18 protein-coding genes and 2 pseudogenes are annotated in these 22,632 nt (G+C 59.0%); 16 read left to right on the forward strand and 4 right to left on the reverse strand.

Going from position 1 to position 22,632, the window contains the following annotated elements; genetic code table 11:
• Positions 1 to 42: 42 nt before the first annotated feature.
• Positions 43 to 1,031: pseudogene (locus tag ETG88_RS05300) on the reverse strand (2-hydroxyacid dehydrogenase).
• A 209-nt stretch (positions 1,032 to 1,240) separates the two neighbouring features.
• Between ETG88_RS05300 and ETG88_RS05305 the strand changes: the two are divergent.
• The 3 genes from ETG88_RS05305 to ETG88_RS05315 are packed head-to-tail and all read left to right on the forward strand — an operon-like array spanning position 1,241 to position 4,396.
• Complete coding sequence (locus tag ETG88_RS05305) at positions 1,241 to 3,880, forward strand: YdbH family protein (protein WP_129034865.1); 2,640 nt, start codon at positions 1,241 to 1,243, stop codon at positions 3,878 to 3,880.
• Entirely contained in the window at positions 3,877 to 4,068 is a 192-nt protein-coding gene (locus ETG88_RS05310; RefSeq protein WP_129034866.1) for a YnbE family lipoprotein, read from the forward strand. Before ETG88_RS05305 ends, ETG88_RS05310 begins: the two co-directional genes overlap by 4 nt.
• Before the next feature lie 7 nt (positions 4,069 to 4,075).
• Complete coding sequence (locus tag ETG88_RS05315; protein WP_129034867.1) at positions 4,076 to 4,396, forward strand: YdbL family probable chaperone protein; 321 nt, start codon at positions 4,076 to 4,078, stop codon at positions 4,394 to 4,396.
• Here the strand turns inward: ETG88_RS05315 and feaR are convergent, their stop codons facing one another.
• Positions 4,397 to 5,305: a transcriptional regulator FeaR gene (gene feaR, locus ETG88_RS05320; RefSeq protein WP_102103662.1), complete on the reverse strand. Its 909-nt coding sequence runs from the start codon at positions 5,303 to 5,305 to the stop codon at positions 4,397 to 4,399.
• A gap of 240 nt (positions 5,306 to 5,545) precedes the next feature.
• Here feaR and ETG88_RS05325 point away from each other — a divergent pair, with 240 nt between their 5' ends.
• Positions 5,546 to 7,045, forward strand: a complete 1,500-nt coding sequence (locus ETG88_RS05325) for an aldehyde dehydrogenase family protein (protein WP_129034868.1) — start codon at positions 5,546 to 5,548, stop codon at positions 7,043 to 7,045.
• Between the two features lie 273 nt (positions 7,046 to 7,318).
• On the opposite strand, the pseudogene tynA reads toward ETG88_RS05325, so the two are convergent.
• Positions 7,319 to 9,591 (reverse strand): annotated as a pseudogene (gene tynA, locus ETG88_RS05330) (primary-amine oxidase).
• 148 nt (positions 9,592 to 9,739) lie between these two features.
• On the reverse strand, positions 9,740 to 11,785 hold the full coding sequence (paaZ, locus tag ETG88_RS05335; RefSeq protein WP_129034869.1) for a phenylacetic acid degradation bifunctional protein PaaZ: 2,046 nt from the start codon (positions 11,783 to 11,785) through the stop codon (positions 9,740 to 9,742).
• A 285-nt stretch (positions 11,786 to 12,070) separates the two neighbouring features.
• Here paaZ and paaA point away from each other — a divergent pair, with 285 nt between their 5' ends.
• The 12 genes from paaA to paaX all read left to right on the forward strand — a co-directional run bounded on the left by paaA (position 12,071) and on the right by paaX (position 22,622).
• Positions 12,071 to 13,000 carry a 1,2-phenylacetyl-CoA epoxidase subunit PaaA gene (paaA, locus tag ETG88_RS05340; protein WP_129034870.1) on the forward strand — a complete coding sequence of 310 codons (930 nt, stop codon included), beginning with the start codon at positions 12,071 to 12,073 and terminating at the stop codon, positions 12,998 to 13,000.
• A 12-nt stretch (positions 13,001 to 13,012) separates the two neighbouring features.
• Entirely contained in the window at positions 13,013 to 13,300 is a 288-nt protein-coding gene (paaB, locus tag ETG88_RS05345; RefSeq protein WP_100780238.1) for a 1,2-phenylacetyl-CoA epoxidase subunit PaaB, read from the forward strand.
• Positions 13,301 to 13,308: 8 nt separating this feature from the next.
• Positions 13,309 to 14,055, forward strand: a complete 747-nt coding sequence (paaC, locus tag ETG88_RS05350) for a 1,2-phenylacetyl-CoA epoxidase subunit PaaC (RefSeq protein WP_129034871.1) — start codon at positions 13,309 to 13,311, stop codon at positions 14,053 to 14,055.
• A gap of 12 nt (positions 14,056 to 14,067) precedes the next feature.
• On the forward strand, positions 14,068 to 14,565 hold the full coding sequence (paaD, locus tag ETG88_RS05355) for a 1,2-phenylacetyl-CoA epoxidase subunit PaaD (RefSeq protein WP_107703620.1): 498 nt from the start codon (positions 14,068 to 14,070) through the stop codon (positions 14,563 to 14,565).
• A 7-nt stretch (positions 14,566 to 14,572) separates the two neighbouring features.
• On the forward strand, positions 14,573 to 15,643 hold the full coding sequence (gene paaE, locus ETG88_RS05360) for a 1,2-phenylacetyl-CoA epoxidase subunit PaaE (protein ID WP_107703619.1): 1,071 nt from the start codon (positions 14,573 to 14,575) through the stop codon (positions 15,641 to 15,643).
• Positions 15,640 to 16,407 (forward strand): 2,3-dehydroadipyl-CoA hydratase PaaF, encoded by a 768-nt coding sequence (gene paaF, locus ETG88_RS05365; protein WP_129034872.1) that lies wholly within the window; start codon positions 15,640 to 15,642, stop codon positions 16,405 to 16,407. The genes paaE and paaF overlap by 4 nt, the downstream gene beginning before the upstream one ends.
• A complete protein-coding gene (paaG, locus tag ETG88_RS05370) occupies positions 16,407 to 17,195 on the forward strand; it encodes a 2-(1,2-epoxy-1,2-dihydrophenyl)acetyl-CoA isomerase PaaG (protein WP_100780234.1) in 789 nt (262 codons plus the stop codon). Before paaF ends, paaG begins: the two co-directional genes overlap by 1 nt.
• 1 nt (position 17,196) lies before the next feature.
• Positions 17,197 to 18,624 (forward strand): 3-hydroxyacyl-CoA dehydrogenase PaaH, encoded by a 1,428-nt coding sequence (paaH, locus tag ETG88_RS05375; RefSeq protein WP_129034873.1) that lies wholly within the window; start codon positions 17,197 to 17,199, stop codon positions 18,622 to 18,624.
• Positions 18,614 to 19,036: a hydroxyphenylacetyl-CoA thioesterase PaaI gene (paaI, locus tag ETG88_RS05380; protein WP_100780232.1), complete on the forward strand. Its 423-nt coding sequence runs from the start codon at positions 18,614 to 18,616 to the stop codon at positions 19,034 to 19,036. Before paaH ends, paaI begins: the two co-directional genes overlap by 11 nt.
• Positions 19,036 to 20,241, forward strand: coding sequence for a 3-oxoadipyl-CoA thiolase (gene pcaF, locus ETG88_RS05385; RefSeq protein ID WP_129034874.1), 1,206 nt, complete (start codon positions 19,036 to 19,038; stop codon positions 20,239 to 20,241). The genes paaI and pcaF overlap by 1 nt, the downstream gene beginning before the upstream one ends.
• Before the next feature lie 28 nt (positions 20,242 to 20,269).
• Positions 20,270 to 21,589: a phenylacetate--CoA ligase PaaK gene (gene paaK, locus ETG88_RS05390; protein WP_100780884.1), complete on the forward strand. Its 1,320-nt coding sequence runs from the start codon at positions 20,270 to 20,272 to the stop codon at positions 21,587 to 21,589.
• 97 nt (positions 21,590 to 21,686) lie between these two features.
• Complete coding sequence (gene paaX / locus ETG88_RS05395) at positions 21,687 to 22,622, forward strand: phenylacetic acid degradation operon negative regulatory protein PaaX (RefSeq protein ID WP_100780230.1); 936 nt, start codon at positions 21,687 to 21,689, stop codon at positions 22,620 to 22,622.
• Positions 22,623 to 22,632: the final 10 nt, after the last annotated feature.

Genomic DNA, 22,632 nt, shown 5'->3' on the forward strand with positions numbered 1-22,632 from the left:
TATAGAGGCCGGGTACGTGTCAACGCCACCCGGCCTGGAACATCAGGCCACTTCGTTCGGACAGTCTTCGCCGTTTTCCAGCTGTTTCAGATTACCCAGCGTGGTTTCTGAAATGCTGATCAGCGCTTCGGCGGTCAGGAACGCCTGGTGGCCGGTAAACAGCACGTTGTGGCAGGCGGAGAGGCGACGGAACACGTCGTCCTGGATGACATCGTTAGACTTGTCTTCGAAGAACAGATCGCGTTCGTTCTCATACACGTCCATCCCCAGCGCGCCAATTTTCTGCGTTTTGAGGGCTTCGATCGCCGCCTGAGAGTCGATCAGACCGCCACGGCTGGTGTTGATAATCATCACCCCGTCTTTCATCTGATCGAACGCGCTCTGATTAAGCAGGTGATAGTTCTCGGGAGTCAGCGGGCAGTGCAGGGAGATCACGTCCGACTGAGAGAGCAGCGTCGGCAGATCGACATACTCCACGCCCAGCTCCAGCGCGGCAGCACTTGGATACGGATCGAACGCCAGCAGACGCATCCCGAAACCTTTCAGAATACGCAGCGTCGCCACGCCGATTTTACCGGTGCCGATGACGCCTGCGGTTTACCGTACATGGTAAAGCCCGTCAGACCTTCGAGAGAGAAGTTGGCATCACGGGTGCGCTGATAAGCACGGTGAATACGTCGGTTCAGAGACATCATCATACCGATGGCATGTTCAGCCACGGCTTCCGGGGAGTAGGCCGGCACGCGCACCACTTTTAACCCCAGCTCTTTCGCCGCATCCAGATCGACGTTGTTAAAGCCCGCGCAGCGCAGCGCGATGAACTTCACGCCGTGCTTTTTCAGCTCTTCCAGCACCGGGCGGCTGCCATCGTCGTTGACGAAAATACACACCGCTTCGCATCCGTTCGCCGTTTTGGCGGTTTTTTCAGTCAGCAGAAAGTCAAAAAATTCGAGTTCGAATCCGTAAGTCTCGTTAACATGTTGCAGATACTTTTTATCGTACTGTTTTGTGCTATATACCGCGAGTTTCATAAGACTTTCTCCAGTGATTTTACCATCACGTTAGCATGATTAAAATAATCTTACAATTTATAAAATATTATTGAATTCAATAAGTTCTATGAATAATTCTAGAGCAACTATCCTTAAAAATGGCGTTGACTTCAACTGACTGGCTAAACATGCCACAATGACGGGCACTGTCGGCTTATTTTTTCGCTAAATCAGGATATTAACTGCCCATGAGGGGTAAATACAAAGCCGCAATTGCGCTATTGCTGTTGTTCATTCTTCTGCCGCTGACGCTGCTGATGACGCTCGCCCAGTGGGTGCCAACCCTTGCCGGAATCTGGCTTCCCGTCGGGACGCGCATTGCTTTCGAGAAAAGCCCGCGTCTGACCCGCAATCAAATTATTATCCCCGATCTTCGCTATCTGGTGGAGGACTGCGAAATCGCTCGCGTGGAAAACGCCACGCTGTCGCACCCCAGCCGCTGGAAACTGGATATCGACGCACTCGATCTCAATACCGCCTGCCTGAGCAAACTGCCGCAGGCGGAACAGGCTAACACCGCGCCCAAAACACTTGCCGAATGGCAATCGATGCTGCCGAACACCTGGCTGACAATTGATCGCTTAACGCTCTCTCCTTGGCAGCAGTGGCAGGGCAAACTCGACATCTCTTTAACCCCCTCCGTTCAGGACGTGACCTACCAGGGCGAACAGGTCAAGGTGCGCGGCAAGCTTAGCGGGCAAAACCTGACCATCAGCGAGTTTGAAGTCCATCTGCCGGATTACCCGCAGCCGATCAGGCTGGCAGGGGAATTTACCCTGCCGCTGGTGCCGGACGGCGTGCCGGTGAAAGGCCATGCGGAGGCCACTCTGACGGTGCCGCCGCTTTCATCACCGGTGGACGCGGATCTCGACTGGGAAGAAAACCGTGGTCAGTTGGTGCTGACCGCCCGTGATAACCCCGATCCGCTGCTGGATTTGCCGTGGCAGCTCACCGCCGAACAGCTGATAGTCAGCGACGGACGCTGGCACTGGGATCTGGAGGGGCTACCCCTGAGCGGGCGCGTGGGCGTGAAAGTTGACAACTGGCAGCAGGGGCTGGAAAACGCCACCTTTAGCGGTCGTTTGAACGTGCTGACTCAGGGCGATGCCGGGAAAGGTAACGCCGTGCTGAGCCTAGGACCGGGCAAACTGAGCATGGAAAACAGCGCCATGCCGCTGCAGGTGACGGGCGAAGCCAAGCAGGGCGACCTGATTCTGTACGCGATTCTGCCAGCCCAACTGACGGGCAGCCTCGCCGATCCGCAGCTCGTCTTTGAGCCGGGCGCGCTGCTGCGTTCGCGCGGTCGGCTTATCGACTCACTCAATATCGACGAAATTCGCTGGCCGCTGGCGGGCGTTAAACTCTCGCAAAAAGGGGTGGATGGTCGGCTGCAGGCGATTCTAAAAGCCCATGAAAACGATATGGGCGATTTCGTGCTGCACCTCGACGGACAGGCCAATGACTTCCTGCCGGACAGCGGCCTGTGGCAGTGGCGCTACTGGGGCGATGGACATTTCACGCCGATGAATGCCCGCTGGGATGTGGCCGGGAAGGGCGAGTGGCGCGACAGTGCCATTGAACTGACGGCGCTCTCGACCGGTTTCGATAAACTACAATACGGCACCATGCTGGTGAGCAAGCCGCGTCTGGTGCTGGATCAGCCGGTGCGCTGGCTGCGTGGCGAAAACAATCCGCACTTTAGCGGCGCGCTCTCCCTGGATGCGGAGCAGACATCGTTCTCCGGCGGCAGCGTGTTACCGCCGTCGACCCTTAAGTTCAGCGTCGACGGCACCGATCCGACGTTCTTCCAGTTTAAAGGCGATCTGCACGCCGGGGCGATTGGCCCGGTCCAGTTGAACGGTCGCTGGGATGGAGAGCGTCTGCGCGGTCAGGCCTGGTGGCCAAAACAGTCCCTGACGGTCTTCCAGCCGCTGGTGCCGCCCGACTGGAAAATGAATCTGCGCGACGGCGAGCTGTACGCTCAGGTGGCGTTTTCGGCGGCCGCTGGGCAAGGATTCGAAGCGGGTGGTCATGGCGTGGTGAAAAGCGGCAGCGTCTGGATGCCCGACAACCAGATCAACGGCGTCGATTTTGTACTGCCGTTCCGCTTCAGCGAAGGCACCTGGTCTCTGGGCACGCGCGGCCCGGTCACGCTGCGCATCGCCGAAGTGATAAACCAGGTCACCGCACGCAATATTACCGCCGATTTGCAGGGCGATTACCCGTGGAGTGAATCTCACCCGCTGCTGCTGACCAACGTCAGCACCGACGTGCTGGGCGGAAAAATCACCCTGCAGCAGCTGCGGATGCCGCAGCACGACCCGGCGCTGCTGCGGGTGCAGAATATCTCCTCCAGCGAACTTATCAGTGCCGTCAACCCGAAACAGTTTACCCTGTCCGGCCCGGTGAGCGGGGCGCTGCCGTTCTGGCTGGAGAACGAAAAATGGATCATCAAAGACGGCTGGCTGACTAACCCCGGCCCGATGACGCTGCGTCTGGATAAGGACACGGCAGACGCCATCGTTAAAGACAACATGGCGGCGGGCGTGGCGATTAACTGGCTTCGCTATATGGAAATTTCTCGCTCGTGGACGAAAATCAATGTAGATAATCTGGGTGTGTTGACCATGCAGGCGGCGATCAGCGGCACCAGCCGCGTCGACGGTAAAAGCAACACCGTGAACCTCAATTACACTCACGAAGAGAATCTTTTTACCCTGTGGCGCAGCCTGCGCTATGGGGATAATTTACAGGCATGGCTTGAGCAACACGCGGCGTTACCGGATACCCGCTGTCAGGCAGGCAAGGAATGTGAGGAACAACAATGAAAAAGCTGACAGCCGCGCTCGGCGTGGTCATGGTCGCAATACTATCAGGCTGTACGCCCCGCATCGAAGTGGCGGCACCGAAAGAGCCGATCACCATCAATATGAACGTCAAAATCGAACATGAAATCCATATCAAAGTGGATAAAGACGTCGAAACCCTGCTGAAATCGCGCAGCGATCTGTTCTGAGGATGCCATGAAACGACTTCTTGCAATCGGTTTGCTGGCACTGGGCATGAGCATTCAGGCGCAAGCGATCACCTTAAACGAAGCGCGCGCGCAGGGGCTGGTGGGCGAGACGCTCAGCGGCTACATCGCGCCGCTGCGCCAGGATAAGCAAACGCTGGCGCTGGTGAACGAGATCAACGCGGCGCGCACCGAAAGCTACCAGAAACTGGCGGACAGCAACAATATTCCGGTGGATGAAGTGGCGAAAATGGCCGGGCAAAAGCTGGTGGCCCGCGCGCAGCCGGGTGAATACGTGAAGGGTATCAACGGAAAGTGGCTGAAGAAGTGATCAGCGGTAGCGCTTGCGATACTCGCCAGGTGACACGCCAAAGCGCTGTTTGAAGGCCGTAGAGAAATGGCTATGGTCGGCAAAGCCCCAGCTATAGCCAATGCCCGCCAGTTTTTCATCATCGCCTGTGGCGCGTAGCACCTGCGCGCACAGGTCCAGCCGCCGGTTTTTGATGTACTGCGCCACCACCAGCCCTTTATCGGCAAACATGCGATACAGGCTGCGTACCGACATCCCGCTCTCGGTGGCAATCCACTCCGGTCGCAGCGCTTCCGACTGAATATGAGAATCGATCAACGACAGCACATTCTGGAACTGACGCTCTTTACGCGGCGGCGCCGATTCGCGCTGCTGAAACGCCGGGCGCAACAGACACACCATCGCTTCCAGTGCCGCTTCGCTCTCCATATCGCTTAGCTGCGCATTATCCATACTCTCCTGCAACAGCCGATAGCTCAGCTGCACGGTGGGCAGCGTGCGCGACAGCTTATGGGCGCAGCTCACCTCCTGGAAACGGCACTGCTGTTCCAGAATCTGGCGTGGCAGTAAGAGGGAAATCTGGCGCGATTTGTCGTGCCAGTAGATCGAACAGGGGCGCGAGGCGTCAATCAGCGTAATGTCGCCCGCGTCGATCACAATCTGCTTATCATCCTGCTCCAGCGTAGCCTGACCTTCGAGCTGAAACACGGTGTAAAACCAGGCGTCGTTGCTGGTTTTGATCTCCTGACGGGTGCGAAACAGGTTAACGCCTGCGGCGGTGACGGTGCTGAGCTTCAGGCTTCTGGCATAGCTGGTTTCCAGTTCACCGATGAACTGGCCCGGCAACGGGCGCGCGGCAAAGCTGCCACAGACCTGGTTAATTTGCGCCAGCCACTGCTGATATTTTTCCTGCTCACTTGCACACGCCATCTTTCATCTCGCTGCACTGTCAATGTTTTTGCATTGTTGCATTTGTGTTGCATTTTGTCAGAGGTCAGGGCTGACTATAGGAAAGAACACTCGCTGATAACAGTGTTATAAGCCGGAATTATCATGATTTGCGGGGGCTGTCACAGGTGGCAAAACGAATGTCACAGAGATAAAAGCGCGTTTTGCAAACCCATCTTAGACTGCGATGACACCCTGCGAATAATAATGAAGGAGCAACGTATGTCTGAGTCACAGACCGCCGTCCTGCAAAGCGTGCAACAGTTTTTAGACCGTCATCATGGCCTGTGGATCGAGGGCCGCCCGTCTGCCTCTGAAAGTGAAAAACGCCTGAACATATTCAATCCGGCGACGGGTGAAGTGATTGCCTCGACGGCAGATGCGAGTGTGGACGACGTGGATCGCGCGGTGATGTCCGGCTGGCGCGCCTTTGTCTCCCGCAGCTGGGCCGGGAAACTGCCTGCCGAGCGCGAGCGCATTTTGCTGCGTTTTGCCGATCTGGTGGAGCAGCATACGGAAGAGCTGGCGCAGCTCGAAACCCTGGAGCAGGGCAAATCGATTAACATCTCCCGCGCGTTTGAAGTGGGCTGCACCCTGAACTGGATGCGCTACACCGCCGGGCTGACCACCAAAATTGCGGGCAAAACGCTCGATCTCTCCATTCCGCTGCCGCAAGGGGCGCGCTATCAGGCGTGGACCCGTAAAGAGCCGGTCGGCGTGGTGGCCGGAATTGTGCCCTGGAACTTCCCGCTGATGATTGGCATGTGGAAGGTGATGCCTGCACTGGCTGCGGGCTGCTCTATCGTGATCAAACCGTCGGAAACCACGCCACTGACCCTGCTGCGCGTAGCCGAACTGGCAAGCGAAGCGGGCGTGCCCGATGGCGTATTTAACGTCGTCACCGGCAGCGGTGCCGTGTGCGGCGCGGCACTAACCTCCCATCCCCATATCGCCAAAGTGAGTTTTACCGGCTCAACGGCCACCGGCAAACAGATCGCACGCACCGCCGCCGAGACGTTGACGGGCGTGACCCTGGAGCTGGGCGGCAAAAACCCGGCTATTGTGCTGAAAGATGCCGACCCTGCGTGGGTGGTGGAAGGACTCATGACCGGCAGCTTCCTCAACCAGGGGCAGGTGTGTGCCGCCAGTTCGCGCATTTACATTGAAGCACCGCTGTTTGATACCCTGGTGAGCCACTTTGAGCAGGCGGTGAAATCCCTGAGCGTCGGGCCAGGCATGTTGCCCACGGCACACATCAACCCGCTGGTCTCCCGCGCCCATTGCGACAAAGTACAAACCTTCCTCAACGAGGCGCAGCTCAGCCATGCCGAGCTGATTACCGGCAACAGCGGCCCGGATAAACAGGGCTATTACGTTGCGCCAACGCTGGTGGTAAACCCCGATGCCAGCCTGCGCCTGACCCGCGAAGAGGTGTTTGGCCCGGTGGTAAATCTGGTGCGAGTGGCCGATGGGGAAGAGGCACTCCAGCTGGCAAACGACACGGAGTATGGCCTGACGGCCAGCGTCTGGACGCAAAATATCAGCAAAGCGCTGGAGTACACGGACCGTTTACAGGCGGGAACCGTGTGGGTGAACAGCCATACGCTGATCGACGCCAACCTGCCGTTTGGCGGCATGAAACAGTCCGGCACAGGCCGCGATTTTGGTCCTGACTGGCTGGATGGCTGGTGTGAAACGAAGTCGGTGTGTGTGCGGTATTAATTGCCCTTGTCGGGTGGCGGCAACGCTGCCCGACCTACAAACGTAAAGCCCTCAGCCTCTGGGTGAGAGGGCTTCAGTTCACATACTTCTTTGTTGTCGTCCGTGCGATGCCGCCACTCACAAAACCCTCACCGTACCTGTCGATTTCGCCCACCGTTTTGCAGCCGATATAACGCCGAAGCTACCCGTATCACCTGCAGCGCGCGGGATCGAATTTGCGGGGGCAATGGTATCTCATTAAAAACAGGCCGGGCATTTGCCCGGCCAGATTTGCTACTTCTCGTTTTTCTTCTTGCCGAGCGTAGGTGTCTCGTCGAAGAAGTTCCACGGTTTGAGCAGGGTATGAACCCACTCGGTCGGCATGATCGGCCACTCCTCGGCGCGCGCACGTGCGTGGTGCCGGTGGTCATCCACACCACATCGTCCTGATTATCGATGGATTCGTTATCCTTGCTGTACTGCCCAAGACCGCTGTCGTGAATCGAACGGTTCGGGAATTTGCCTTCCGGATAGCGCTCATTCGCATGATAACGCGTGACCCACAGCTGCTTATCCATAAAGCTCAGGCGATGGTAGATCCACTCGTCTGGCGCGAATTTCGCGCCGCTCGCGACCGGGTGAGTGCCGCCCGCGTAAGGGATAATCTGGTACGAGACCGGGTTGCCCATGCGGTTCTCTTTGCTGGTGTTGCTCAGGAGTCGAATGGTGCCAGGGTCGAACTTCTGCGCCGCCTGCTGCTCCGTATCAATATTGTACTGATTCACCTGCATGGTACTGGTGCGCGGGCCACCGGCGGTGTTTGGTTTCACCTCCGGGTCCATCGCCACCAGACGGTTATTGGTGCCATCCACGTCCATATCCAGGCGGAAGTTGTAGATGTGCTGGTGGGTGGTACCGACGATGTTGTGGTCGATCAGGGTGCCATATTTGGTATCGTCTTTGGCGCTCGGGTCATGCATGGTTTTAGCCTGCACACCTTTTACCGCTTCGATACCCGTTGCGCCTGCATCAATGCCAATGGTGCCGTTTTCGTGGAAGATCCAGTCAAAGATATAGTCGTAGTTACCGACGGTACTGATCCAGCGCACCACCAGTTCACGGCGCTCGGTGCTGACGTTCGGTTTGCCCATCTCCTGGTGCTTATATTCCGGCCCGGCGTAGCGTTCAAACACGGCAATCGCGCGGGGGATCTCCATCGGCGTGCCGGTGTAATCCGGAATGGTTTCGTTGAGCATCACCGCGTTCGACGGCGCATCTTTGCCACGCACCAGCGGCGAGGTCAGGGTGCCCATGCCGTAATCACCGGAATCGAGATAGGCTTTAAAGTACCAGCCCACGTCCGGGTCGCCATAAGGGACAATCATCCCGCCGAGCGAGCCCTGATACATCACCTGGCGTTTTTTGCCGTTGTCGTTATAGGTCACAGTCGAGATGACAGGCCCGACGCGGGAGTCGAGACTCAGGTGGAAGTCCCAGTTCTGCCAGTGGATCATATCGCCCGTAATGGTGTAGTTCTTGCCCTCTGGCTCGACGATCTCCAGCGGTTTTTTGACGGTGGCGATACGGTCACGACCATCATACGGACGCGGATTCATTGGCACCGGCACCACCGGACCTTCTTCAATTTTGAGGATTTTTTTCTGCTCGAGGTCGACCACCGCGACCAGGTTTTCAATCGGGTGCGCCCAGTAGTTACCGTCGCCGGTGTCGAGATAGCTGACCACTTTCAGCAGGCGCTCTTCCTGTTTCAGACCGTCTTTCCCGTCAAAATAGCCGACGGTCAGTGGGGTACCGATCACTTTCTGCGGGTCGTCCACGCCGTGTTTTTTCAGCGCTTGCGCATATTCCGGGCTGCTCATGATGATCTGCTGTACGGCGGTGAAATCATCCAGCAGCACCATGCCGTGGGCGTCGTTGACCGGCGTCCAGCTCAGGACTTTTTTGTCCTTCAGATCAACGACGCTCTCAATGACGTGTTTACCATCCAGCATGGTGACATTCGCCTGACGCGGAGCATCGACAGCCGTGCCGTTCAGGACAAAATCCCACACTTTGGCTTTGTCGGGTTCGGCCAGCGCAATCTGGGTGAAACGGGTATTGGGTTTGAATTCCGCCGCAGTTTTCACGATCTCGACGGCCTGTTTAATTTCGTCTGCGGTTAGTGCGTTGAGCGGATGCGGGCGTTTTTCCACCTGGAAGGTCTGATCAAGCCCCGACTGGAAAACATCGTTGATGAAGGTGTCGGAGATGAACGCCTTGTTGTCTTTCATCACCACCGGCACCTGCAGTTTAAGCGGCTTGCCGTTGACGATGGCGGTATTTGCGCCCGGTTTGACCTTCACAAAGGCACCGTCTTTGGCAATGGTAAACATCTGGGCGTAATCGTCCCATTGCACATCGGCGCCAAAATCGGCGAGGGTTTTATCCATCGGAACCATATGCGCTTCGCCGCCATGGGCGAACACGGGAGATTGCCAGGCGCATAACAACGCGACAGCCACGGCCAGTGCCGTCTTACGGGCAGAAAAAGAAGAAGGGCTTCCCATCGTTGACCTCATCATTATTGTGTTATTGGTGTTGTGCAGCGTTATCCTGGCAGGCGCGGGCGCAAAGTGTTTGCCTGCACCTGCCAGGTTATTTGTCACTCTTGCCAAATTAAAAACCGGGAAGGGGCCTTCCCGGTAAAAAGACACATCAGTCGGTGAAATCGCCCTGCTGGCGAGCCACGAGAGTCAGAATGGAGTAAAGCGCGACAGGCTGCTGGTGCTGGTTAAAGACCTCGACGGCCCACTCCACCACGCCGGTTGGTTTTTCGTCTGCGGTGCGCTGTTTCTTCAGGGTTTTGCGCTTACAGGTCAGACGCACCTGAATGGTATCGCCCGGTTTGACCGGCTCGATAAAGCGCAGATTTTCCATGCCGTAGTTGGCGATAACCGGCCCGACGCCCGCATCAACGAACAGACCCGCCGCCGCAGAAATCACAAAGTAACCGTGTACCACGCGCTCGCCGAAAATAGACTCTGCCGCGCCAATTTTGTCCATGTGGGCGTAGAAATGATCGCCGCTCAGACAGGCAAAATTGACGATGTCCGTTTCGGTCAGGGTGCGGCGCGGGGTCAGCAGGCTGTCACCCGGCTGCAGCTCTTCGAAGTATTTGCGGAACGGGTGTACGCGATCTTCCTGCACCTGCGCACCGCGCACCCACTGCTGGCTGACGGCGGCGAGCATCGACGGGCTGCCCTGAATGGCGGTGCGTTGCAGATAGTGCTTCACCGCACGCAGCCCGCCCAGCTCTTCACCGCCGCCCGCGCGCCCCGGCCCGCCGTGAACCAGCTGCGGCAGCGGGGAGCCGTGGCCGGTAGACTCTTTCGCCGACTCGTTGTTAAGGATCTGGATACGCCCGTGCGCCCGCGCCGCGCCGGAAATAAATTGGCGGGCGATATTTGCATTCGCCGTTACCAGCGTTCCGGCCAGGCTGCCTTCACCGGCCCGCGCCAGAGCCATGGCGTGGTCTGCGTCGCGATACGGCATCAGCGTGGCGACCGGACCAAAGGCTTCCGTCGCGTGAACGGCAGGGGACTCGTCAGGCTGCGGACAGAAGAGCAACGTCGGCGGGAAGAACGCGCCCGCAGCGTGTAGATCGGCTTTGCCGCCGAGACGGATCTGGCAGCCCGCAGACACCAACAGATCGACTTTTTCCTGCACATCGGCACGCTGTTCCGCGTTGACCAGCGCCCCCATTTTGACCCCTTCCTGCGCCGGGTCGCCGACCACCACTTTTTCGAGACGGGCGATCAGCGCCTGGCTGACCGCTTCAGTCTGCCCTTGCGGAACAATGATGCGGCGAATGGCGGTACATTTTTGCCCGGCTTTGGCGGTCATCTCACGCACCACTTCGCGGATAAACAGCGCAAATTCCGGCTGCTCCGGCGTCACGTCTTCCCCCAGCACGCAGCAGTTCAGCGAGTCCGCTTCCATGGTGAACGGAATGGATTTGCCAACGATATTCGAGTGCACGCGCAGCATCTGCCCGGTGGAGGCGGAGCCGGTAAACGTCACTACGTCCTGGAAATCGAGATGATCCAGCAGATCGCCCGCACCGCCGCAGATCAGGCTAATCGCCCCCTCCGGGACCAGGCCACTGTCGACGATGGATTTGACCATCGCCTGGGTGACCTGCGCGGTAGCGGTAGCCGGTTTAATGATCGCGGGCATCCCGGCAAGCCAGGTCGGCGCCAGTTTTTCCAGCATCCCCCAACAGGGGAAGTTGAAGGCGTTGATATGCACCGCTACGCCGGATTTGGATGTCAGCACGTGGCGCGCGGCAAAACCGCCTTCCTTAGACAGGGGGATCAGCTCGTCTTCTGGCCACAGGGTGTCATCGGGCAGTTCGCGGCTGCCGAGGCTGGCGTAGGTGAACATCGTGCCGATGCCGCCTTCGATATCCACCCAGCTGTCCGCGCGGGTCGCGCCGGTCTCAGCCGACAGGGCATAAAAATGGTCTTTCTGGCTCAGCAAATGTTTGGCGACCGCTTTCAGCATCGCCGCGCGTTCGATAAAGGTCATCGCGCGAAGTGATTCACCGCCGCGTTCGATGGCAAAGCGACGCGCTGCCGCCATATCCAGACCTTCGCTGGTCACACTCCACAGGGCTTCGCCGCTGATGGCGTGATGAATGTTGCGCTCACGGCCCCGGCCAGACTGCCAGGTGCCGGACAAGAAGCTGGCTAACTGCTGCATCTCTCTTCTCCAAATGTTACGTAATTTCACTATAGATAGTTTGATTATGAATCATAAAAAGCAAGTGATGTTTTAATGATTTGTTAACAATGTGATCTTGTCGGATGAATCTTCAGGCGAACAGCGCCCGCCATAAGCGGCTTGCTGTAAAAGCCTTGCGAGCGACATCACAAAATAGACAAACACTCCTTGGGGTTATATTTAACCTTTGTGTAACTTTTAAGAAACGAAGTGATTCATCATTAAACGATGATTGACGATTTAACGAATCATAAAGGTGACGACGTGACGGAAGAAAAACGCTTTGAACAGCGCATCGCACAGGAGACAGCCATCGAGCCGCAAGACTGGATGCCGGACGCCTACCGCAAAACCCTGATCCGCCAGATTGGTCAGCATGCGCACTCCGAAATTGTCGGCATGCTGCCGGAAGGAAACTGGATCACCCGCGCGCCGACACTGCGCCGCAAAGCGATTCTGCTGGCGAAAGTGCAGGATGAGGCGGGGCACGGGCTGTATCTCTACAGCGCGGCGGAGACCCTGGGCTGTGCGCGGGAAGACATCTACCAGAAGATGCTCGACGGCAAGATGAAATACTCCTCGATCTTCAACTACCCAACCCTGAGCTGGGCCGACATCGGCGTGATTGGCTGGCTGGTCGATGGCGCGGCCATCGTTAACCAGGTGGCCCTTTGCCGCACCTCTTACGGGCCGTATGCCCGCGCAATGGTGAAAATCTGTAAAGAAGAGAGCTTCCACCAGCGCCAGGGGTTTGAAGCCTGTATGGCGCTCGCGCAGGGCAGCGAATCTCAGCGCCAGATGCTGCAGGACGCCATCAACCGTTTCTGGTGGCCCGCACTGATGATGTTCGGACCGAACGACGACAACTCCCCCAACAGCGCCCGCAGCCTGGCCTGGAAAATCAAACGCTTCGGCAATGACGAACTGCGCCAGCGCTTTGTTGACAACACCGTCGCGCAGGTCGAGATGCTGGGCATGACCGTGCCGGATGCGGATCTGCACTTCGATGAAGCGAGCGGCCATTACCGCTTTGGTGAAATCGACTGGCATGAATTTGAAGACGTGATTAACGGACGCGGCATCTGCAACCACGAGCGCCTCGCCGCGAAACGTAAAGCCTGGGAAGAGGGGGCGTGGGTGCGCGAAGCTGCACTGGCGCACGCAGAAAAACAACACGCCCGCACCGCCGCGTAAGAGGAATTAACCATGAGCAATGTCTACTGGCCGTTATATGAAGTGTTTGTTCGCAGCAAACAGGGGTTATCCCACCGTCACGTTGGCAGCCTGCACGCCGCCGATGACCGCATGGCGCTGGAAAATGCGCGCGATGCCTACACCCGTCGCAGCGAAGGCTGTTCGATCTGGGTGGTGAAAGCGAGCGAAATCGTCGCCTCGCAGCCGGAAGAGCGCGGAGAATTTTTCGACCCCGCAGAGAGCAAGGTCTACCGTCATCCGACCTTTTACACCCTCCCTGATGGCATCGAGCACATGTGAGGATGGATATGAAAGCAACAACGCAATATGCCCTGCGCCTCGGCGATAACTGTCTGGTCCTGTCGCAGCGTCTCGGCGCGTGGTGCGGCCATGCGCCGGAGCTGGAGATCGATCTGGCGCTGGCCAATATCGGCCTGGATTTACTCGGACAGGCGCGCAATTTCTTAACCTACGCCGCCGAACTGGAAGGACAGGGCGACGAAGACACGCTGGCCTTTGGCCGCGATGAGCGCCAGTTCAGCAATCTGCTGCTGGTGGAGCAGCCGAACGGTAACTTCGCCGACACCCTGGTGCGTCAGTATTTCATCGACGCCTGGCACGTGGCGCTCTTTACCCGTCTGACCCAAAGCCGCGATGCGCAGCTGGCCGCGATTGCCGCGAAAGCGATCAAAGAGGCGCGCTACCACCTGCGCTTTAGCCGCGGCTGGCTGGAGCGTCTGGGCAACGGCACGGAGGTGTCGGCGCAAAAAATGCAGCAGGCGATCGATTCCCTGTGGCGCTTTACCGCCGAACTGTTCGAAGCCGATGCGCTGGAAGAGCAGCTTGTTGCCGAGGGGATTGCCGTCGACCCACGCGAACTCCGCGCCGAGTGGGAAGCGGAAGTGTTTGCCGGTTTCCAGCAGGCCAGCCTGAACATTCCGGAAGAGGCGGCGTATCGCACCGGCGGCAAAAAAGGGCTGCACACCGAACATCTGGGACCGATGCTGGCAGAGATGCAGTATCTCCAGCGCATGTATCCCGGTCAGCAGTGGTAAGAGGAGGTCGCTATGCAACGTCTCGCTGAGATCGCCCCGGCGGAAATCCCGCAAATCTGGTCGCTGTTAAGCCAGATCCCGGACCCGGAAGTGCCGGTGCTCACCATCACCGACTTAGGCATGGTGCGCAGCGTCTGCGCACAGGCGGGCGGCTGGGTGATTGGCTTTACGCCAACCTATTCGGGCTGTCCGGCGACGGAGCATCTGCTCGGCGCCATTCGCGAGACGATGACCGCCCACGGTTTTACGCCAGTGCATATCGTCCTGCAGCTTGACCCGGCCTGGACAACCGACTGGATGACCGACGACGCCCGCGCGCGACTGCGTGAATACGGCATCAGCCCGCCGGTAGGCCATAGCTGCCATGCGCATGCCCCTGCCGAGGTGGCCTGCCCGCGCTGCGCGAGCACCGACACGTCGGTTATCAGTGAATTTGGTTCAACGGCCTGTAAAGCGCTCTATCGCTGTAACGCCTGCCGTGAACCTTTCGACTATTTCAAATGTATCTGAGGTTGCCATGACAACGTTTCATTCCTTAACGGTGGCAAAAGTGGAACCCGAAACCCGCGATGCGGTGACCATTACTTTCGCGATTCCACAGACTTTGCAGGACGCCTACCGTTTCCGCCCCGGTCAGCATTTGACGCTCAAAGCGCAGCTGGCAGGCGAAGAGCTACGCCGCTGCTACTCCATTTGTCGCAGCGTGACGCCGGGCGAAATCAGCGTGGCGGTGAAAGCCATCGACGGCGGGCGTTTTTCTCGCTATGCCCGCGATGAGATCAAACAGGGCATGGCGCTGGAGGTGATGGTGCCTCAGGGCCACTTTGGCTATCAGCCGCAGGCGGAACGCGCCGGGCGCTATCTGGCGATTGCCGCCGGTTCAGGGATCACCCCGATGCTGGCGATTATCTCCAGCACCCTGCGGGTCGAGCCGCAGAGCCATTTCACCCTGATCTACGGTAACCGCAGCAGCCAGAGCATGATGTTCCGCCAGGCGCTGGCGGATCTGAAAGACACCTGGCCGCAACGTCTGCAGCTGGTGAATATTTTCAGTCAGGAGACCCTCGACAGTGAACTGCTGCACGGGCGTATCGACGGCGAAAAATTGCAGCAGCTGGGAAAAACGCTGATCGATTTCAGCCTGTTCGACGAAGCCTTTATCTGCGGCCCTTCGGCGATGATGGACGACGCCGAGCTGGCGCTGAAAGCGCTGGGGATGCCGGAGAAAACTATACACCTTGAGCGCTTTAATACGCCGGGGAGCGCCGTGAAACGCGCGACGACGATTCAGGCGCAAGGGCAGAAAGTGACCGTCCGTCAGGATGGCCGCGACCGAGAAATCACGCTCACCGCTGATGACGAAAGCATTCTTGATGCGGCCCTGCGTCAGGGCGCGGATCTGCCATACGCCTGTAAGGGCGGCGTCTGCGCTACCTGCAAATGCAAAGTGCTGCGCGGAAAAGTCGATATGGCGACCAACTACAGCCTGGAGCCTGACGAACTGGCGGCGGGATATGTCTTGAGCTGCCAGGCGCTGCCGCTGACCGCCGACGTGGTGGTCGATTTTGACGCGAAGGGGATGGCATGAGCGAGCTGATTGTCACCCGTCATGGCCGCGTGCTGCTACTGACGCTGAACCGTCCGGCGGCGCGTAACGCCCTGAACAACGCGCTGCTTTCACAACTGGCGGACGAGCTGGAAGACGCTGCGATTGATGGCGAGATCTCCACCTGTGTCATTTATGGCAACGAGCGCTGCTTTGCCGCCGGGGCCGACCTCAACGAGATGGCGGAGAAAGATCTGCCCGCCACGCTGAACGACGTTCGCCCGCAGCTCTGGGCGCGCATTAACGCTTTTAACAAACCGCTGATTGCCGCCGTAAACGGTTTTGCGCTCGGCGCAGGCTGCGAATTGGCACTGCTGTGTGACGTGGTGATCGCCGGGGACAACGCCCGTTTTGGCCTGCCGGAAATCACGCTCGGAATTATGCCGGGCGCGGGCGGTACCCAGCGTCTGATTCGCAGCGTCGGCAAGTCCCTCGCCAGCAAAATGGTGCTGACGGGCGAAAGTATTAGCGCGCAGCAGGCGCAGTCGGCAGGGCTGGTGAGCGACGTATTCCCGACGGCGCTGGTGCTGGAATATGCCCTGAAGCAGGCCGCACTGATGGCGCGTCATTCTCCGCTGGCGTTGCAGGCCGCGAAACAGGCGCTGCGCCAGTCGCAGGAAGTGCCGCTACAGGCCGGTCTGGCTCAGGAGCGTCAGCTGTTTACGCTGCTGTCTGCCACGGAAGACCGCCGGGAAGGCATCGCCGCTTTCTTACAAAAACGCACCCCCGACTTTAAAGGACGCTAATTGTGGAATTTATTCTGAGTCATGTTGAGCAGGGCGTGATGACCATTACGCTAAACCGCCCGGAGCGTCTGAACAGCTTTAACGATGTCATGCATCAGCAGCTTTCCGAGTGCCTGAAGCAGGCCGAACGGGATGACACTATCCGCTGCCTGTTGATTACCGGTGCCGGACGCGGTTTTTGCGCCGGGCAGGATCTGAATGACCGCAACGTTGACCCGAACGGCCCCGCGCCGGATCTCGGCTACTCCGTGGAAACCTTCTACAATCCGCTGGTACGCCGCCTGGCAAAACTGCCGAAACCGGTGATTGCGGCGGTGAACGGTGTGGCAGCGGGAGCTGGCGCGACGCTGGCGCTGGGCTGCGATATGGTGATCGCCGCGCGTTCCGTGAATTTCATGATGGCGTTTAGCAAGCTCGGGCTGGTGCCGGATTGCGGCGGCACCTGGCTGCTGCCGCGCGTCGCCGGACGTGCGCGGGCCATGGGTCTGGCGCTGCTGGGCGATAAGCTGAGCGCAGAGCAGGCGCACGCCTGGGGGATGATCTGGCAGGTGGTTGACGATGAAGAACTCTCATCCACCGCGCAGAAACTGGCGATCCATTTTGCCTCTCAGCCGACCTTGGGTCTGGGGCTGATCAAACAGGCGATGAACGCCGCCGAAACCAACACCCTGGACGAACAGCTCGATCTGGAGCGTGATTATCAGCGACTGGCCGGGCGCAGCGACGACTATCGCGAAGGCGTGAGCGCGTTTCTCGCCAAGCGCCCGCCGAATTTCACGGGGAAATAAGATGACGATGAGAATTCACACCGTCGCCGTGATCGGCAGCGGCACCATGGGGGCCGGGATCGCGGAAGTGGCCGCCAGCAACGGACATCAGGTACTGGTGTACGACATCGCCTCAGACGCCGTGGTTCGCGCCATCGAGGGCATCCGCACGCGGCTGGAATCCCGCGTCGCGCGCGGAAAATTGTCCTCCGAGGCCAGCGAAAAAATCGTCGCGCGTCTGCTCCCCGTTAACGATATCCAGGCGCTTGCCGCCGCCGATCTGGTGATTGAAGCGGCCTCCGAGCGCCTTGAGGTGAAAAAAGCGCTGTTTAAACAGCTGGGCGATATCTGCCCGCCGCAGACGCTGCTCACCAGTAACACCTCGTCGATTTCGATCACCGCGGTGGCTGCCGAGGTGCGCCATCCGGAACGCGTCGCCGGGCTGCATTTCTTTAACCCGGCGCCGGTGATGAAGCTGGTGGAAGTGGTGAGCGGGCTGGGGACGTCAACCGAAGTGGCGGATCTGCTGTGCGAGCTGGCGCTGAACTGGGGCAAACAGCCGGTGCGCTGCCAGTCCACGCCTGGATTTATCGTCAACCGCGTGGCGCGCCCGTTCTACTCCGAAGCCTGGCGCGCGCTGGAAGAGAATGTCGCCCCGGCGCAGGACATCGACGCCGCGCTGCGCGAAGGCGGCGCTTTCCCGATGGGGCCGCTGGAGCTGACGGATCTCATCGGGCAGGACGTGAACTTTGCCGTGACCTGCTCGGTGTTTAACGCTTTCTGGCAGGAGCGCCGTTTTCTGCCGTCGCTGGTTCAGCAGGAGCTGGTGCTTGGCGGACGTTTCGGCAAGAAAACCGGGCAGGGGGTCTACGACTGGCACAGCGAGCGGCCAGCCGCCCAGTGGCTGGAACCGGTCGGCGTGACCTTTAGCCCGACGACCATCGCTAAAAGAAGTGACGGTGTCACAGAAATCGACGAAGTGCTACTGGTGGAGACCACCGGCGAAACCGCGCAAAGCCTCGCCCTGCGCCTTAATTCACCGGTGGTGGTGGTCGATCGGATGGACGGCGACGCCGTGGTGATTGCCGCAGCGGCCAGTAATCCGCACTCCGCCACGCAAAAAGCGATCTATCACCTGCAGCAGCAGGGAAAACGCGTTCTGCAGAGTGCGGATTATCCCGGTCTGCTGATCTGGCGCACCGTGGCGATGATCATCAACGAAGCGCTGGATGCCCTGCAGAAAGGGGTGGCCAGCGAGCAGGATATCGACACCGCCATGCGCCTCGGCGTGAACTATCCCGTCGGGCCTATTGCCTGGGGTGAACGTCTGGGCTGGCAGCGCCTGCTTATTCTGCTGGAAAACCTGCAACGCCATTACGGCGAAGAACGTTATCGCCCCTGTTCACTGCTGCGCCAGCGTGCGCTTCTGGAGAGTAGCTATGAGTCATAACGCCTGGCACAACGCCCGCGCCATGTATGAAAACGATGCCTGCGCCCAGGCGCTTGGGATCGACATTATCGAGATGGATGAGGGCTACGCGGTGCTGACCATGACCATCACGCCGCAGATGCTCAACGGCCACAAAACCTGCCACGGTGGCCAGCTGTTCTCCCTGGCGGATACGGCGTTCGCCTACGCCTGCAACAGCCAGGGGCTGGCGGCGGTGGCCTCGGCCTGCTCCATTGATTTTCTGCGCCCTGGGTTTGCCGGAGACAAGCTGACCGCCAGTGCCCGCGTGAAACATCAGGGCAAACTGACCGGCGTGTACGACATCGAAATTACTAACCAACAACAAAAAACAGTCGCCTTGTTCCGCGGTAAATCGCACCGCATTGGCGGCAGTGTGACAGGAGAAGCCTGATGCGTGATGCATTTATCTGTGATGGTGTTCGTACCCCGGTGGGGCGTTATGGCGGTGCGTTGTCCGGCGTGCGTGCAGACGATCTGGCGGCCGTCCCGCTGCGCGCGCTGCTGGCGCGTTATCCGCAACTGGATGCAGAAAGTATTGACGATGTGATTTTCGGCTGCGCGAACCAGGCCGGGGAAGATAACCGCAACGTGGCGCGCATGGCCGCGCTGCTGGCGGGCTTTCCGCAGACGGTGTCGGGCACAACCATCAACCGTCTGTGCGGCTCCGGACTGGACGCCGTGGGGTTTGCGGCGCGCGCAATTAAAGCGGGCGATGCGGATCTGCTGATCGCCGGTGGCGTTGAGTCCATGTCCCGTGCGCCGTTTGTAATGGGCAAAGCCACCACGCCCTTCCAGCGTCAGGCGGAGATGTACGACACCACCATTGGCTGGCGATTTGTGAATCCGCTCATGCATCAGCAATTCGGAACTGACAGCATGCCCGAAACGGCAGAGAATGTAGCTGAATTGTTAAATATTAGCCGCGCCGATCAGGACGCGTTTGCACTGCGCAGCCAACAGCGTACCGCGCAGGCCCAGCAGAACGGCATTCTGGCGCAGGAGATCGTGCCGGTGAGCGTGGCGGGCAAAAAGGGCGTTGTCACCGAAGTGCGGGTGGATGAACATCCCCGCGCCGACACCACCTTAGCGCAGCTTTCCGCCCTCAAAACCCCGTTTCGCAAAAACGGCGTCGTGACGGCCGGGAACGCATCGGGGGTGAACGACGGTGCGGCAGCGCTGATTATTGCCAGCCGTGAGATGGCGCAACAGCAGGGGTTAACCCCGCGTGCGCGCATCGTGGCGATGGCCAGTGCCGGCGTCGAACCGCGACTGATGGGGCTTGGCCCGGTTCCGGCCACACGCAAAGTGCTGGAGCGCGCGGGTCTGAGCATTAACGATATGGACGTGATTGAGCTGAACGAAGCGTTTGCATCGCAGGCTCTGGGCGTGTTGCGCCAGCTGGGGTTAGCGGATGATGCCGCGCACGTAAACCCGAATGGCGGCGCGATTGCCCTGGGCCATCCGCTGGGGATGAGCGGCGCACGACTGGTGCTGGCGGCCAGTAATGAATTGCATCGACGCAACGGGCGCTACGCGCTTTGTACGATGTGCATCGGTGTGGGCCAGGGCATTGCCCTGATCCTGGAGCGTGTTTGAGCAAAACTACCTGCGAGTACCCTACAAAATGACAACGACAACAACACAACTTGATGCCATTGAAACAGCCTCGGTGGACGAATTACAGGCGCTGCAAACTGAACGCCTGAAGTGGACGCTGAAGCATGCTTATAACAATGTACCTATGTACAAACGCAAATTCGACGCTGCGGGCGTGCATCCTGACGATTTCAAAGAGCTGTCCGATCTCAATAAATTCCCCTGCACGACCAAGCAGGATCTGCGGGATAACTACCCGTTCGATACCTTCGCGGTGCCGATGGAGCAGGTGGTGCGCATTCACGCCTCGTCCGGCACCACCGGTAAACCGACGGTGGTGGGCTATACCCAAAACGATATCGACAACTGGGCCAATATCGTGGCCCGTTCCCTGCGCGCGGCCGGTGGCACCGCGAAAGACAAAATTCACGTGGCGTATGGTTACGGGTTATTTACCGGCGGGCTGGGTGCGCACTACGGCGCTGAACGGTTAGGCGCGACGGTGATCCCTATGTCCGGCGGGCAGACGGAGAAACAGGCGCAGCTGATCCGCGATTTCCAGCCGGATATGATCATGGTGACGCCGTCCTACTGCCTGAACCTGATTGAAGAGCTGGAGCGTCAGATGGGCGGCGACGCCAGCCAATGCTCCCTGCGCGTCGGCGTGTTTGGCGCAGAGCCATGGACGATGGCGATGCGCCATGAAATTGAGCGACGTCTGGGGATTACCGCGCTGGATATTTACGGCCTGTCAGAGGTGATGGGCCCGGGCGTGGCGATGGAGTGCATCGACACTGCCGACGGCCCGACCATCTGGGAAGATCATTTCTATCCCGAGATCGTCAACCCGAACGACGGCACACCTCTGGCCGACGGCGAGCAGGGCGAACTGCTGTTTACCACCCTGACCAAAGAGGCGCTGCCGGTGATCCGCTATCGCACCCGCGACCTGACGCGACTGCTGCCGGGGACGGCGCGCACCATGCGCCGCATGGATCGCATCAGCGGGCGCAGCGATGACATGCTGATTATTCGCGGGGTGAACGTCTTCCCGTCACAGCTGGAGGAGGAGATCGTCAAGTTTGAGCATCTGTCGCCGCACTACCAGCTGGAAGTGAACCGTCGCGGGCATCTTGATTCACTTTCGGTAAAAGTCGAGCTGAAAGAGAGCAGCCTGGTGCTGAGCCACGAGCAGCGCTGCCAGGTGTGTCACCAGCTGCGTCATCGCATTAAATCGATGGTGGGGATCTCGACGGACGTGACGATTGTCAACTGCGGCAGTATCCCGCGCTCCGAAGGCAAAGCCTGCCGGGTGTTTGATCTGCGCAAAGTGGCGGCTAACGGTTAACCCTCCGCCCGGCCTATAAACTATCGTAGGCCGGGCAAGCGCAGCGCTGCGCGGTGTCTGTGTGCTATGATTCATCCAGGACAAAAATCACAACAGAATGAATCAGATGAGTAAACTCGATACTTTTATTCAGCACGCCGTCAGCTCTGTGCCCATCAGCGGAACGTCGCTGATTTCATCCTTATATGGCGATTCGCTCTCGCACCGTGGCGGTGAAATCTGGCTCGGGAGCCTGGCTGCGCTGCTGGAAGGGATGGGATTTGGCGAGCGCTTTGTGCGTACCGCGCTGTTTCGCCTGAATAAAGAGGGCTGGCTGGATGTCTCCCGCATTGGCAGGCGCAGTTTTTATCGTCTGAGCGACAAAGGGCTGCGGTTAACTCGTCGCGCAGAGAACAAAATTTACCGCGCGGAACTACCGGCGTGGGACGGAAAATGGCTGTTATTGCTCTCGGAAGGGCTGGATAAAAATACCCTCGCCGATGTGAAAAAACAGCTCATCTGGCAGGGGTTCGGCACGCTGGCCTCCAGCCTGATGGCCTCACCGTCGCAGAAAATGGCCGATGTGCAATCCCTGCTGCATGAAGCGGGTGTGGCCGAAAATGTGATCTGCTTTGAAGCGCACTCTCCGCTGGCGTTGTCGCGTGCGGCGCTGCGCTCCCGCGTGGAAGAGTGCTGGCAGCTCACGGAACAAAACGTGATGTACGAAACCTTTATCGACTCGTTCCGGCCTTTACTCCCTCTGCTGAAAGAGGCGAGAGCCGATGAGCTGACGCCGGAGCGCTGTTTCCAGATCCAGCTGTTGCTGATCCATTTTTATCGCCGCGTGGTGCTGAAAGATCCGCTGTTGCCGGAGGAGCTACTCCCCGCGCACTGGGCCGGGCAAACTGCCCGCCAGCTGTGCATTAATATCTACCAGCGCGTGGCACCGGGTGCCCTGGCGTTTGTCAGTGAAAAAGGGGAAACCTCGGTCGGGGAGCTGCCGGTACCGGGGGCGCTCTATTTCCAGCGCTTTGGCGGCCTGAATATTCCATAACGGAGGAAGA

This window comes from Lelliottia nimipressuralis, from assembly GCF_004115925.1.
In the GTDB taxonomy this organism is placed as follows: Bacteria; Pseudomonadota; Gammaproteobacteria; order Enterobacterales; family Enterobacteriaceae; genus Enterobacter; species Enterobacter nimipressuralis.

Coding starts and splice junctions, on each gene's coding strand:
- ETG88_RS05305 (WP_129034865.1), top strand. CDS start 1,241: ATGAGGGGTAAATACAAAGCCGCAATTGCGCTATTGCTGTTGTTCATT.
- ETG88_RS05310 (WP_129034866.1), top strand. CDS start 3,877: ATGAAAAAGCTGACAGCCGCGCTCGGCGTGGTCATGGTCGCAATACTA.
- ETG88_RS05315 (WP_129034867.1), top strand. CDS start 4,076: ATGAAACGACTTCTTGCAATCGGTTTGCTGGCACTGGGCATGAGCATT.
- feaR (WP_102103662.1), bottom strand. CDS start 5,305: ATGGCGTGTGCAAGTGAGCAGGAAAAATATCAGCAGTGGCTGGCGCAA.
- ETG88_RS05325 (WP_129034868.1), top strand. CDS start 5,546: ATGTCTGAGTCACAGACCGCCGTCCTGCAAAGCGTGCAACAGTTTTTA.
- paaZ (WP_129034869.1), bottom strand. CDS start 11,785: ATGCAGCAGTTAGCCAGCTTCTTGTCCGGCACCTGGCAGTCTGGCCGG.
- paaB (WP_100780238.1), top strand. CDS start 13,013: ATGAGCAATGTCTACTGGCCGTTATATGAAGTGTTTGTTCGCAGCAAA.
- paaC (WP_129034871.1), top strand. CDS start 13,309: ATGAAAGCAACAACGCAATATGCCCTGCGCCTCGGCGATAACTGTCTG.
- paaD (WP_107703620.1), top strand. CDS start 14,068: ATGCAACGTCTCGCTGAGATCGCCCCGGCGGAAATCCCGCAAATCTGG.
- paaE (WP_107703619.1), top strand. CDS start 14,573: ATGACAACGTTTCATTCCTTAACGGTGGCAAAAGTGGAACCCGAAACC.
- paaF (WP_129034872.1), top strand. CDS start 15,640: ATGAGCGAGCTGATTGTCACCCGTCATGGCCGCGTGCTGCTACTGACG.
- paaH (WP_129034873.1), top strand. CDS start 17,197: ATGACGATGAGAATTCACACCGTCGCCGTGATCGGCAGCGGCACCATG.
- paaI (WP_100780232.1), top strand. CDS start 18,614: ATGAGTCATAACGCCTGGCACAACGCCCGCGCCATGTATGAAAACGAT.
- pcaF (WP_129034874.1), top strand. CDS start 19,036: ATGCGTGATGCATTTATCTGTGATGGTGTTCGTACCCCGGTGGGGCGT.
- paaK (WP_100780884.1), top strand. CDS start 20,270: ATGACAACGACAACAACACAACTTGATGCCATTGAAACAGCCTCGGTG.
- paaX (WP_100780230.1), top strand. CDS start 21,687: ATGAATCAGATGAGTAAACTCGATACTTTTATTCAGCACGCCGTCAGC.